This window comes from Xanthomonas sp. AC360 (genome assembly GCF_979258225.1).
In genome coordinates this window covers 1783400-1795938 of the sequence record NZ_OZ409846.1, presented here as the reverse complement: position 1 = coordinate 1795938, position 12539 = coordinate 1783400, and the positions used below count along the sequence as shown (strand labels likewise).

The window sequence follows — 12539 nt, the reverse complement described above, 5'->3', positions numbered from 1 at the left end:
CCACAGGCGCGTGCCCAAATCTTGGCATCGGTGCGATCAATCGTGTGCATCATGCGCGTGCTCCGGCAGCAGCCGAGCCGTTGGCACGGGCTGGCGATGCAACCTGATCCAGCTTGAGTTCCTTGCGCAGCGCATTGCCGAGCATGCGGTTGGGCAACAGGCGACGCAGCAGGCTCATCTGCTTGGCCACCTTGCCGGCGGTGTAGCGCACCTTCGGTTGCGGATCCTGCGCTGCCTTGAGCACCACCTCGGCCACCACGCTGGGCGCATCGGCCTTTTGCATCACCTGTGCAACGTGCGCAGCCAGATGCGCGCGCATGTCCCGATAGATCTCCAGCGGAGCATCCGGTTGCAGCGAATTGGCGTCGAACGGCGTCCTGGTGTAGGCCGGCTCGATCACCGACACCCGGATGCCCCAATCGCGCAATTCGTGATCCAGCGATTCGCTGTAACCCTCGACGGCGTGCTTGCTGGCCACATACATCGCCGTATACGGAATCGGCACCAGCCCCAGCACCGAACCGATATTGAGGATGCGCCCGCTGCCTTGCTTGCGCATCTGGCCGATCACCGCATTGCTCATACGCACGGTGCCGAAGAAGTTGGTGTCGAACACCGACTGCGCCTGCGCGATGGAGCTCTCCTCTGCCGCGGCCGGTGCAACGCTGAAACCAGCATTGTTGACCAACAGGTCCAGGCGGCCTTCCTTGCGCAGCAAGGTATCGATGGCGGTGGCCACCGACTCGTCGTTGGTGACATCCAGCGACAGCATCTGCACGCCGGGCGTGCTGGAGCGACCACCGCGGCGGCTGGTGCCATAGACGGTGTAGCCAGCCTTGGCCAGGTGGGCGGCGGTGGCTTCGCCGATACCGGAGGAGGCTCCGGTGACGAGTGCGATCTTGCTGTTCATGGGTGTCTCTGTCTCGAGTGATGGGTGCCGGCAAGCCATTGAGGGGCTGCCGTCGCACGCGGTGGTGGTGGAGAGCCGCGGCTGCGGCGGACTGCGATCTGTACGTCTAAAATATTACGAACATCATATTTTTGAACAACGATCAACCCGAGCGTTTTGCTCAGGCTGCGCCGAAGTGCTCGAGTGCCGCCTCACGCATCGCGGCCGACAATGCGGGGTCGTCCACGGCACGCGCCAGCATCAAGGTGCCGGCCATGGCGCAGACGGTCACCAGCGCACGCGCATGCGCCTGCGGCGTTCCCCAGTCTGGCGATTGGCGCGCGGCCAGGTCGATCATTTCCTTGATGCGACGCGTCGCTACCTGGCGCACCGCCGGTGCCTGACGCGGCATCTCCGAACCCAGCGCGGCGATCGGGCAGCCGGATTCGACGTTTTTGACGTGCCCATCGGACAGATACGCCCGCATCAGTGCCTGCGCCGCCTGCTCCGGCGGCACGGCAGCAGCGATCTGCGCAGAGTTGGCCACCGTCTGCGCGCCGGCATGGTCGGCAGCCTCGGCAAGCAGCGCATCGCGCGAAGAGAAATGCGCGTAGAAGCCGCCGTGGGTCAGGCCGGCCTCTTTCATGATGTCGGCCACGCCGGTGCCGTCGTAGCCGGTACGCCGGATCGCGCGCGCAGCGACTTCGACGATGCGTGCATGGCTATCGGCCTTGCGGCCTGACGATGCGCGGGAGCGTGGCGAGGTCTTTTTCATGATGGTCATCATACATAAGATCGGTCGCGATGGAAGCCGCACCGGCGGCTGTCCGACGAGCGGTAGACCAAGGGGCACCGCCCGCTTTCAGGGCCCAGCGGCACCGCGACTGCACGGACAAGGGAACGGGAGTGGCAGTCGCACGCTTTCATGAAGCGCTGGCCTGGCAGCGCGCGCGGCTGTCTGACAGACCGAGTGGCGAGGTCGGCTCGCGCCGGTCGGGCTGCGCGGGTGTGCCGTGAAGCCACGCAACCGCCGGCGCTGGCGACGGCGGTTGCGCGTCCGCGATCTGGCGAAAAGCATGGTGACAAAATCTGTCACCACCGCTTCCTAGACTGGGCGCCCACTCCGAGGAATGTCCTGGTGACCATCTTCACCCGCTCCCGCCCGACCGACCCTGCAGCTTCAAGCGCGCTCGATGCCCACGCGTCCACACTGATGTCCTCGCATCCGGTCACGTTTGTGTTCCGCAGCGCTGGCCGGCCTTTTGTTGGCCACCGAACCGGACCTGCCGCCCATCCCGGCAACCCGGTCGACCCACGACACGTGCTTCTCGCCTGCAAGGTCACGTCCACACGTGCCGCTGCCACCGGAGCGCCGCGCCAATGAAGCGCCTTCAATACAACCGCTATGGTGGCCAGGACGTCATGCAGCTGGCCGAGTTCACGCTTGCTGCGCCGGCAAAAGGCCAGGTCGCAGTGAAGGTGAAGTACGCCGCGATCAATCCGGTCGATTGGAAGATGCGCAACGGCGTCATGAAGATCGTGACCGGGCGGACCTTTCCGCGTGCGATGGGCATGGATCTGTCGGGCGTGGTGCTCGCGGTGGGCGAAGGCGTCACCCGCTTCAAGCCCGGCGATGCGGTGTTCGGCCTGGCGCGCTTCAAGGAGTGCGGCGCATTGGGCGAAGCGGTGATCACCACCGAAGAGAGCCTGGTCAAGAAACCCGATAACGTCTCCTATGAAAACGCTGCGTGCCTGGGCACGCCCGGGGTCACCGCGTGGAATGGTCTGGTCGACAAGGCGGCGCTGAAGAAAGGCCAGCATGTGTTCGTCAACGGCTGCGCCGGCGCGGTGGGCGAAGCGGCGGTGCAGCTGGCGCAGCTCTTGGGTGCAAGCGTGTCCGGGAGTTGTAGCGCGGGGTCGATGGAGCGAGCCAGATCGCTGGGCCTGAAACAGGTCTACGATTACAGGGTGACCCGACCGGAAGACATCCATGAGCGCTTCGACGTCATCTTCGACACCTCGGCCGTCATGAAAGCTGCTACGGGATTGGCGTTGTTACGCAACAAGCGCGGCAGCTTCCTGGATCTGGAACCTGACCTGGGAAAGTTCGTCCGCGCCGTGGTGGACCGGCGCTTCAAGCTGGTGATCGGCAAGCCGTCTAGTGCCATCCTTGCTTACATCGCCAGCGCTGCGGAAGCCGGAACCTTCGGCCTGCCGATCGGCGAGATCGTTCCGCTGGAAGGTGCCATCGGCTTGATGAATACCCTTGAATCCGGCCAGAAGCGTCCGGGCAAGGGCCTGGTCAGAATGGACTGACATGTCGCGTAGCCAGCGCCTGTTCGATCTATTGCAAGTGTTGCGTCGACACCGGGGAACCGTGTCCGGCAGCACGCTCGCACAAGAGCTTGGCGTCTCGTTGCGCACGATCCGGCGCGACATTGCGACCCTGCAGGCGATGGGTGCCGATGTCGAAGGCGAAGCGGGCGTGGGCTACATCCTGAGACCAGGCTTTGTGCTTCCGCCGCTCTCCTTCACCGAAGAAGAAATCCGCGCGCTGGTCACCGGCGCGCAGTGGGTCAGCAGCCAGAGCGACGATGCAATGACGCAGGCAGTGCAGAACGCACTGGCAAAACTCGACGGGGTGATCTCGCAGGAGGTGCGCCTGGCACTGGACGACAACGTGCTGTACATCAGCCGGGCACGGCGGCCAGAAGCAATCGTCGACCTTGGAAAAATCCGCAAGGCGCTGCATGCGCAACGCAAGTTGCGAATCGGCTATACGAGCAACACCGGCGTAGTGTCGGAGCGCACGATCTGGCCGATCATGCTGGGCCTGGTCGACGCACGGTGGCATATCGCCGCGTGGTGCGAAGCGTGCGGCGATTTCCGCATCTTCCACGCAGACTCTATCGACAGAATCGATTATCTGCAGGAGCAGTATCAACGCAATCGCCGCCAACTGGTGAAGCAATGGCGGGCTAGCGCTGGCAATCCATGCAAGCAGAGCGATTGCTGAGCACTTGACCTGCAGCGGCGACACCGATCGCTATCGTCGCCAAGACGTCGCTGGTGGCGTTGTGCAACATGCAACGACCACCAGTGACGTCACCCAACAACCTAGCGGTGATTCATCCGCTCGAACAAGGCTTCACCCAAGCGACGGGTGTCGGCCGAAATGCCGATCAGCACCTCGTCCTTGCCGGCTTCCAGCTGGGCAATGGCCTCTTGCGCAAACTGCTCGGCAGACATCATGTTGCGCGCTACGGTCCCTGCACTGCGCGTGCCGCCACCTAGCCCGGTATCGACAATTGGCGGGGCGATCTCGATCACGCGGACAGCGCTGTGCTTCAACTGGTGACGCAGACTCAGCGTGAAGGAGTGCAGCGCCGCCTTGCTGGCGCAATACACCGGCACATCGGCCATCGGCGAGAACGCCAGCCCCGAGGTGATGTTGATGATGGCCGCGTGCTGTTGCTGCTGCAGCAATGGCAGCAGCTCGGCAATCAGATGGATCGGCGCGGTCAGGTTGATGGCAATTTCCTGATCGAGATGGGCCACAGCATCGGTGCCGGTGAAATCGCGATGCTGTTGCACACCGGCATTGTTGATCAGCACGTTGCAGTGCGGGTGGTGTGCCTGCAACCAGTCCACCAGTGCACGACGACTCGCCGTGTCGGTGATATCGCAGACCTGGGTGATCAACGCTGGCAGCGCGTCCTTGGCCTGGCGTAACGCCGCGGCGCTGCGCCCACAAATGATGACGGTGTTGCCCTGCTCCACCAGCGCGCGTGCGAGCGCAAAGCCAATGCCGGTAGCACCGCCGGTGATCAAGAGGGTGTGTGAGGTGAGTTGCATGCGCAATATCCTTCCAGGGTCAGTGGAGGCGCGCCGATGATGGGTCGTGAGAGATCACCGGGCACACCTCGTTCCGGCAATGCCGGTCTCGGTGTCGCGGATACCCTCAGCGGGAGAGCTTGCCACCCGGATCGGATGAATGACCGGGCTACCATCCGGCCTGCACTCTTTCGACCCCGCAACTGTAGCCATGCCATGCAACGCAGGCAATTGCGCGGGACGCAATGACGTACGCAGGTTCAGCGTCGGCACTGTGTCGGCCGCGCTCACCGCGCGCGCTCCGCTGGCCGGCTACGTCGCGATGGCGCGCGGTCATCATGCCGACGGCGTGGACGTTCACGTCGCAGGCAATGACCAGGTGGTCGCCACCAATGCGCCGCACCTGCGCCGCACCTGCGCCCGGGCGCAGTGGAAGCCGCTGTGCCATGGCAACCGATGGACGCGCTGGAGCTGGTGTTCGCGAAGATCAAGCGCAGCGACGTCTCGGCCGCACCGTTTCCGTTGATCGAAGGCGACCTGCTGCGGTTGCAGTTGCAGTTGCAGTTGCAGTTGCAGTTGCAGATCAAGTATCGCGTCCTGCAACCCGATGAAGCCATCGCGCCCTCGTGTGCGGGGGCGCGATGTTGTTGCCTCGCCGGCACCGGTCACCAGCTGCCGGATGGAGCGCGCCTCGCCCCACTGCTTCGGCCGCCGATTCACGCAAGCACCAGCGCGCTACCCTGCAGCCAGTTCTGCACGAATGATGTCTGCACCTGCACTGAGGGCAGTGAGTTTGCCTCTCGCGATGTGTCGGGCGAGAGGCGCCATCCCGCAGTTGGTGGACGGGTAGAGCTTGTCGGCATCGACAAAGCGGAGTGCCTTGCGCAGCGTCTCGGCCACTTCCTGCGGTGTTTCGATCGTGTTGCTTGCCACGTCGATGGCGCCGACCATCACCTTCTTGCCGCGGACGAGTTCGATCAGATCGATCGGCACGTGCGAGTTGTGGCACTCCAGCGAGACGATGTCGATCGTGGATGTCTGCAGCTTGGGGAACGACTCTTCGTACTGACGCCACTCCGAGCCCAGGGTCTGCTTCCAGTCGGTATTGGCCTTGATGCCGTAGCCATAGCAGATATGGACGGCGGTTTCGCATTTGAGCCCTTCGATTGCCCGTTCGAGGGTGGCAATACCCCAGTCGTTGACCTCGTCGAAGAAGACATTGAAGGCCGGCTCATCGAACTGGATGATATCCACGCCGGCAGCTTCGAGCTCCCTAGCTTCCTGGTTGAGGATCTTGGCGAATTCCCATGCCAGCTTTTCGCGGCTTTTGTAGTGCGCATCAAAGAGGGTATCGATCATCGTCATGGGACCGGGCAGCGCCCATTTGATCGGCTGCCGGGTTTGCTGGCGCAAGAACGTTGCATCGTCGACGAAGACAGGCTTGGGGCGGCTCACCGCACCCACGACGGTCGGCACGCTGGCGTCGTAGCGATTACGAATCCTGACGGTTTCACGCTTTTCGAAATCGACGCCGCTGAGATGTTCGATGAAAGTGGTGACGAAATGTTGGCGGGTCTGTTCGCCGTCGCTGACGATATCGATGCCGGCGTGCTGCTGTTCCTGCAGCGACAGGCGCAATGCGTCCTGCTTGCCTTCGATCAGTTCCTCGTCCTGCAGCTTCCAGGGCGACCAGAGTTTCTCCGGCTGCGCGAGCCAGGAGGGCTTGGGCAGGCTACCGGCGGTGGAGGTGGGGAGCAGCTTGTTCATGATGGGCGATGTCTTGGGTTCTGGATGTCTTGGGTTCTGGTTGATCAGAGCGCGTGGCTGGAGGCCCACTGCGCGAGAAGATGCCCGTAGGGCCTGATGAAGTGCTCCTCGGTGAATTTCCCCTGCGTCACCGCGAGCTGACTGCGCTCTTGCCGGTCGTAGACGATCTGGGTCGCCGAGTAGTCCTGATGCGTCAGGCTCGGCTGGTAGATGGCCCCCGCCGCGGAATTGGCGTTGTAGATTTCCGGCCGGTAAATCTTCTGGAACGTCTCCATGGTGCTGATGGTGCCGATCAGCTCAAGATTGCTGTAATCGCCCAGCAGGTCACCAAAGAAATAGAACGCCAGCGGGGCGACACTGTTCGCAGGCATGAAGTAGCGCACGGTCAGGCCCATCTTCTCGAAGTACCGATCCGTCAATGACAACTCGTCCTGCCGGTACTCGATGCCCAGGATGGGATGCCGGTTTCCCGTTCGGTGATAGACCCTGCTGCTGGAAACGCTGATGCAGATGACAGGCGGCTTGGCGAAACGCGCGCTGTACGCGTCCGAGTTCACGAAATGCTTGAACAACTGGCCATGCAGGCTGCCGAAATCGTCCGGAATGCCGAATGCGGACCGGTCCTGATTGTGGGCCGGTAGCAGGACGCTGAAATCGTAGTCGCGTACGTAGGAGGAAAAATTGTTTCCTGCGATGCCATCGATGCGCGCACCGGTCGTTCTATCGAGAATGTTGGTCTTCAGTATCTCGATCAACGGAAATTCGTCGCCCCGTTCGCTCCCGGCAACCCGCATCTCCACCGAGATGATGTCGAGTTCCACAGCATAGCGGTCGCGCTTTGAGTTATCCCAATGCGCGAGGTCGTTGAAGCGGTTGTTGATCATCGCAAGCGTGTTGCGCAAGTTTTGCTGGCGACGCTCGCCCCTGGCCAGGTTGGCGAAGTTCGTCGTGTTGCGCGTATTGCCCGCGGGACGATAGTCCTCGTCGAAGCGGAGGCTCTTGATGCCGAAGGTGAATTCTTGAGTCATTGCGAGCTGACGCCTTGTTTCCGAGATGAGACGAGCGCGCGGCCCTGCACAGGCAGCGATACGCGCTGGAGGGACGCCGGGAATGCGGATCGGCAAGCGATCGCCGGCTGATCCTGTGGCCGGCAAGAGGCATTGCGGCCGGCCTTGGGCTGAATGGCCCTCAGGCGGCGGCCACGTTTTTTTCTGCGGCAATTTTTTCTGCGGCGATCGCGTTTGCCTGCTGCGTCAATGCGATTAGCGGCAGTGCGCGCTGCACCGCCAGCTTGGCGCGCTCGGCCAGGGCCTCGTTGTGCACGCGGTAGTCCAGGAAGTCGCGGTCGGTGGCGTAGACGCCCAGCGGCAGGGTGCGTGCCTGGAAGAAACTGAAAAGTGGCCGCAACTGGTGATCGATCACCAGCGCATGGCGTTCACTGCCGCCGGTTGCCGCCAACAGCACGGGCGTGTCGATCAAGGCATCCTGATGGATGAAGTCGAAAAAGTGCTTGAACAACCCGGTAAAGGAACCGCGATAGACCGGCGTGGTCACCACCACAATGTCGGCCTGCTCCACGGCGGCAAGTTCCTGCTCCACCGTTGCGGGCAGCTGCGAACGCCAGAGCGCACCGGCGAACTGCGGCGCCAACGCCCCGAGTTCGACCAGATGCTGCTGGCACGGCACGGCACTGCGTCGGCGATCAAGGCCAGCAGATGCTCGGCCAGGGCGACGGCCTTGGAGGGACGTTGCAGCCCGCCGGAGACGGCGACGACACGGAGCGGGTGTGGCACGTTGACAGTCATGCGGGGCGACCTAGAACGACGAGCCCTGATGCTAGGACTCGCATTCGATGAAGTAAAATGGTGTTATTTCAACAATCCATGAATTCGGATCATCTGAATGCTTGAGCGCATCCATCTCACCATCGTCCAGCAGGTCGAGCAGCAAGGCTCGCTGACGGCCGCCGCAGGCGTGCTGAACCTGACCCAGTCGGCGCTGAGTCACAGCATGAAAAAGCTGGAACAGCAGCTGGGCACCGACGTCTGGCTGCGCGAGGGGCGCAGCCTGCGCCTGACCCAGGCCGGCCAGTACCTGCTGGCGGTGGCCAACCGGGTACTGCCGCAACTGGATCTGGCCGAAGAGCGCCTGGGACAGTTCGCGCAGGGCGAACGCGGCGCGCTGCGCATCGGCATGGAGTGCCATCCCTGCTACCAGTGGCTGCTCAAACTGGTGGCGCCCTATCTGGCCACCTGGCCGGATGTGGATGTGGACGTCAAGCAGAAGTTCCAGTTCGGCGGCATCGGTGCACTGTTCGGCTACGAGATCGATCTGCTGGTCACGCCCGACCCGCTGTACAAGCCCGGGCTGCGGTTCGAGCCGGTGTTCGACTATGAGCAGGTGCTGGTCGTGGCCAAGGGCCATGCGCTGGCGTCGGCGGCCTACGTCAAGCCACAGCAGCTGACGCGCGAAGTGCTGATCAGCTATCCGGTGGACCTTGATCGCCTGGACATCTACAGCCAGTTCCTGTTGCCTGCGGGTGTCACGCCCAGGCGCCACAAGGCCATCGAAACCACCGACATCATGATGCAGATGGTGGCCAGTGGCCGCGGCGTGGCCGCCATGCCGCGCTGGCTGGTGGAGGAATACGCCTCCAGGATGGACGTGGTGCCGGTGCGGCTGGGTGCGCGCGGTATCCCCAAACAGATCTTCCTGGGCGCACGCGAGGCAGATATCGCCATCGACTATCTGCGCGCCTTCATCGAACTGGCCCGCCAGCCTGCCACTGGCACCGCCACGACATCTGCAGCCCACTGAGACAGGACGACAAGACCCCTTGATTGATGCCAAGCCGCCCGGCGTCGCTCGCACCATCGCCAGCACCATCACCGACGCCTATTCGCTGGAGGTCAGCGCAAAAGACATTGCCGGGCTGGCAGCCGCGGCGCCGCGGATCATGCGTGGCGCAACCATTGCCATCCCCTACCTGCCCAATCAGGACGACGACGCGCGGCTGGCCGCGGCTCGGAGTGTGCGCACACTCGGCTTTCAGCCGATGCCGCACCTGTCCGCGCGCCGCATCGCTTCGCGCGACGCGCTGCACAGCTTCGTCAGCCGCGCTGTCGATGAAGCCGGCGTTGAGCGCTGCCTGGTGATCGCAGGCGATCCGCCTGTTCCGCTCGGGCCGTTTCCGGACAGCGTGTCGCTGATCGATACCGGGGTCTTTGAGCGCTTGGGTATCCAGACCATCGCCGTGGCGGGGCATCCGCAAGGGCATCCGAGCATGCCTGCCATCGATCGATGGGAGGTGCTGGAGCACAAGTGTCGCAGCATCGCCGCGCGCGGCATGGCGCCGCTGATCGTCACCCAATTCGCGTTCGATGCCGACATCGTGCTGACGTGGTTGCAAGCGCTGCGCGCACACGGCATTGAACATCCCGTGCGCGTGGGCGTTCCCGGTCCTGCTGGCGTGGCGGTGCTCGCACGCTATGCCGCACGCTGCGGTGTTGGCGCATGCACAGCGATGCTGTCCACGTACGGCATCTCGCTCGGCAAGCTGCTGGGCACCGCAGGGCCGGAGCGTTTTGTGGATCGCCTGGCCACTGGCCTTACCGAAGCGCATGGAGACGTCAGCCTGCACTTCTACCCTTTCGGCGGGATCGCACAGACGGTCGCGTGGGTGGAGCGCTACCGCTGCCGCACCGCGCGGGTCAGGGCGGACTAACACCCGCCCAATTCAGCGCCGCACATCGACTGCAGACCTCCGGCTTTTATCAAGCACTGCGTTATGGCCTCGACATGTCCACGACCCAGATCACAGTCTGTAATCTCTATTTCTGGCGTTTTGTTTGCTACGCGTGAGGTGCTGCAGCGCACAGCAGACCTGTCACAAGTGCGAGGTATAACCATCGGCGAATCGCGGCGAGGGGGCGCTGCATCCGATGCCGTTGCCCTGCGTGGCGGCATTGCATCCGCAACGTCCAAGGAGAGATGTCGCCATGCCCAAGCCGTCATTGCTATCGCTGATGTGCACCCTGTCGCTCGTATCCCTGCCGCTGGCGGCGGCCGAGTTGCAGCCCAAATTGCTCGCCGGCCCACCGGAGGAGTTTGCGCAGATGCGCGCGCCCGACCCGGCCGAGTCGGCGATCCTGTCCAAGAGTGCATTGCTGCCGGTGGAGCTGACGCCCGCAGGCACTGCGGCGCGCTGGCAAGGCACGCTGCCGGTGGAAAACGGCCACCTGCGTTTCATGGTGCTGGCGGGCGAGCAGGCGTGGGATGCAGCGGTCAGCGCGCCACGCGTTGCCGGCGCGCGCGCCGCTGCTGCTGCACCCCAGGTGCAGGCACAACGCACGGTACTGGGCAGCGCAGAAAGCGGCACCAGCGGCATGCGCTATGCCGTGGATGCTGCACAGAACGGCGATTGGTCGCTGACCCTGCAATCGGCATCGCCGGTGGCGCAGCGTGGCTATGTGCTGATGGAAGGCGATGCGCGCACGCAGCTGGCTTCGTATCCGCGCGACCGCGAGCAACTGGTAGGCAAATCGCTCACGCTCAACGCCATGCTGAGTGGCAATGACGCACGTGGTGCGACCTTGCTGGCCGGCCAAGCCGGACAGATCGACCAAGCCAGCCTGCGCGTGATCGACCCGCAAGGCGGTGTGCGCGTTCTGCCGATGGCCGACGATGGTGCGCACAACGATGGCGCCGCCGGCGACGGTGTATATGGCGGCAACTTCCAGCCAACGCGCGAAGGCACCTGGATCGCGCAGGTGATCGTGCGTGGCCACGACCAGGCCGGGCAGGCGTTTGTCCGTACCAGCGAACACGTGCTGCCGGTGCTGGATACCGCGTTGCGATTGCTCGGCAACGCGCTCAGCGCACGTGCTGCCGAAGGCACGCGGCTGACCGTGGCACTGCCGGTGGCCGCACGCGGCAATGCGCCGTCGCACTATCGGGTGTTCGGCCAAGTGTGGGGCACCGATGCCAAGGGCAAGGACGTGCCGGTAGCGTGGATCGGCGGCATGCTGACGCCGCAGCAGGGGCAGTTACCGCTGAGCCTGGACGAACGCTGGATCGCACGTGCCGGCGCGCGTGCACCGTTCACGCTGCGTGGGTTGCGTATCGAAGACCCGGACCACTACATCCCGTTGGTGCAGGCCGGCACGCTGCAGTTGCAGGTGCCCGCGTTGCGACGTGCCAGCATCGCGCGTTCCAGCGCTGCGATTGACGACAGCATGCGCATGGGGCCGCGTCCGTCGACGCTGGCCACCGCGATGGCACAGCCGCAGGCGGCCGGGTCGCAGTTGGTGCTGGTCCACGGTTACTGCTCCAACGGCGTGTGGCCGCAGGCGCAGTTCACCAATGCCTCGACGTTTCTCGATGCCAAGCAAAATCGCAGCAACGACCAGTTCGCACAGCGCATCGCACAGTTCGCCAGCCAATGGTCGTCGTTTTCCACCGTGGCGCACAGCCAGGGCGGCATGGCCGCACTGCATCTGTATGCGTATTACTGGAGCGGCCTGGATAACGCCACCGGTGGGCGCGTGATGCAGTCGGTGGGCACGCCCTACCAGGGCACCAATCTGTCGGGCGTGCTTGCTGCGGTGGGCTCGTGGTTCGGCGTGGGCTGCGGCACCAACACCGACCTCACCTACGACGGCGCCAAGGCCTGGTTGGCCGGCATTCCCGCCGACGCGCGCGCCAAGGTCAACTACTACACCACCTCGTTCGCCAAGACCAACTGGTACACCAACGACTACTGCAACGCCGCGTCCGATCTGATCTTGAACGACCCGGAAGACGGCACCGTGGAGCAGGCCAATGCGCAGCTGCCGGGCGGCGTGAACCGCGGCCACACCACCGGCCAATGCCACACCACCGGCATGCGCGACCCCGCGCAATATCTGGATGCAAACCGCAACGCGGTGATGAACGCTAACGCGGCGCGGTGATGCAGTTCTAGCGGTGTGCAATGCGATGGCCGGCGTCTGCGTCGGCCATCGCGACATGCATGCGAACACGTGGTGTTTTGCATGTATTGATTCTCTCT

General features: G+C 63.8%; 10 protein-coding genes and 2 pseudogenes. 6 read left to right on the top strand and 6 right to left on the bottom strand.

Annotation, left to right across the window (positions count from 1 at the left end):
- Window positions 1–49: 49 nt before the first annotated feature.
- Together ACZZ0O_RS07590 and ACZZ0O_RS07585 are read right to left on the bottom strand one after the other, a co-directional pair.
- Entirely contained in the window at window positions 50–910 is an 861-nt protein-coding gene (locus ACZZ0O_RS07590; RefSeq protein WP_323521067.1) for an oxidoreductase, read from the bottom strand.
- 160 nt (window positions 911–1070) lie between these two features.
- Window positions 1071–1664, bottom strand: coding sequence for a TetR/AcrR family transcriptional regulator (locus ACZZ0O_RS07585; protein ID WP_238692082.1), 594 nt, complete (start codon window positions 1662–1664; stop codon window positions 1071–1073).
- Window positions 1665–2269: 605 nt separating this feature from the next.
- Here ACZZ0O_RS07585 and ACZZ0O_RS07580 point away from each other — a divergent pair.
- Window positions 2270–3205, top strand: coding sequence for an NAD(P)-dependent alcohol dehydrogenase (locus tag ACZZ0O_RS07580; RefSeq protein ID WP_463590434.1), 936 nt, complete (start codon window positions 2270–2272; stop codon window positions 3203–3205).
- A gap of 1 nt (window position 3206) precedes the next feature.
- Window positions 3207–3905 carry a helix-turn-helix transcriptional regulator gene (locus ACZZ0O_RS07575; protein WP_115515058.1) on the top strand — a complete coding sequence of 233 codons (699 nt, stop codon included), beginning with the start codon at window positions 3207–3209 and terminating at the stop codon, window positions 3903–3905.
- A gap of 101 nt (window positions 3906–4006) precedes the next feature.
- Here ACZZ0O_RS07575 and ACZZ0O_RS07570 read toward each other — a convergent pair whose 3' ends face one another.
- Window positions 4007–4744 carry an SDR family oxidoreductase gene (locus ACZZ0O_RS07570; protein ID WP_463590433.1) on the bottom strand — a complete coding sequence of 246 codons (738 nt, stop codon included), beginning with the start codon at window positions 4742–4744 and terminating at the stop codon, window positions 4007–4009.
- A gap of 384 nt (window positions 4745–5128) precedes the next feature.
- Here ACZZ0O_RS07570 and ACZZ0O_RS07565 point away from each other — a divergent pair.
- Window positions 5129–5284: pseudogene (locus ACZZ0O_RS07565) on the top strand (porin); the annotation flags it as partial.
- A 174-nt stretch (window positions 5285–5458) separates the two neighbouring features.
- On the opposite strand, the gene ACZZ0O_RS07560 reads toward ACZZ0O_RS07565, so the two are convergent.
- From ACZZ0O_RS07560 to msuE, 3 genes and pseudogenes are all read right to left on the bottom strand, one after another.
- A complete protein-coding gene (locus ACZZ0O_RS07560) occupies window positions 5459–6490 on the bottom strand; it encodes a methionine synthase (protein ID WP_463592415.1) in 1032 nt (343 codons plus the stop codon).
- Between the two features lie 44 nt (window positions 6491–6534).
- Window positions 6535–7518, bottom strand: a complete 984-nt coding sequence (locus ACZZ0O_RS07555) for a DUF1852 domain-containing protein (protein WP_463590432.1) — start codon at window positions 7516–7518, stop codon at window positions 6535–6537.
- Between the two features lie 160 nt (window positions 7519–7678).
- Window positions 7679–8295, bottom strand: a pseudogene (msuE, locus tag ACZZ0O_RS07550) (FMN reductase).
- Window positions 8296–8392: 97 nt separating this feature from the next.
- Here msuE and ACZZ0O_RS07545 point away from each other — a divergent pair.
- The 3 genes from ACZZ0O_RS07545 (at window position 8393) to ACZZ0O_RS07535 (ending at window position 12441) form a co-directional block, all read left to right on the top strand.
- The gene (locus tag ACZZ0O_RS07545) at window positions 8393–9307 is read left to right on the top strand and encodes a LysR family transcriptional regulator (protein ID WP_055853500.1); all 915 of its coding nucleotides are present in this window, start codon (window positions 8393–8395) and stop codon (window positions 9305–9307) included.
- Between the two features lie 22 nt (window positions 9308–9329).
- Window positions 9330–10214, top strand: coding sequence for a methylenetetrahydrofolate reductase (locus ACZZ0O_RS07540; RefSeq protein ID WP_463592414.1), 885 nt, complete (start codon window positions 9330–9332; stop codon window positions 10212–10214).
- Window positions 10215–10488: 274 nt separating this feature from the next.
- Window positions 10489–12441, top strand: a complete 1953-nt coding sequence (locus ACZZ0O_RS07535; RefSeq protein ID WP_463590431.1) for a choice-of-anchor X domain-containing protein — start codon at window positions 10489–10491, stop codon at window positions 12439–12441.
- Window positions 12442–12539: the final 98 nt, after the last annotated feature.

Bases quoted from the DNA above. Each gene is read 5' to 3' on its own strand.
- ACZZ0O_RS07590 (WP_323521067.1), bottom strand. From the start codon at position 910: ATGAACAGCAAGATCGCACTCGTCACCGGAGCCTCCTCCGGTATCGGC.
- ACZZ0O_RS07585 (WP_238692082.1), bottom strand. From the start codon at position 1,664: ATGAAAAAGACCTCGCCACGCTCCCGCGCATCGTCAGGCCGCAAGGCC.
- ACZZ0O_RS07580 (WP_463590434.1), top strand. From the start codon at position 2,270: ATGAAGCGCCTTCAATACAACCGCTATGGTGGCCAGGACGTCATGCAG.
- ACZZ0O_RS07575 (WP_115515058.1), top strand. From the start codon at position 3,207: ATGTCGCGTAGCCAGCGCCTGTTCGATCTATTGCAAGTGTTGCGTCGA.
- ACZZ0O_RS07570 (WP_463590433.1), bottom strand. From the start codon at position 4,744: ATGCAACTCACCTCACACACCCTCTTGATCACCGGCGGTGCTACCGGC.
- ACZZ0O_RS07560 (WP_463592415.1), bottom strand. From the start codon at position 6,490: ATGAACAAGCTGCTCCCCACCTCCACCGCCGGTAGCCTGCCCAAGCCC.
- ACZZ0O_RS07555 (WP_463590432.1), bottom strand. From the start codon at position 7,518: ATGACTCAAGAATTCACCTTCGGCATCAAGAGCCTCCGCTTCGACGAG.
- ACZZ0O_RS07545 (WP_055853500.1), top strand. From the start codon at position 8,393: ATGCTTGAGCGCATCCATCTCACCATCGTCCAGCAGGTCGAGCAGCAA.
- ACZZ0O_RS07535 (WP_463590431.1), top strand. From the start codon at position 10,489: ATGCCCAAGCCGTCATTGCTATCGCTGATGTGCACCCTGTCGCTCGTA.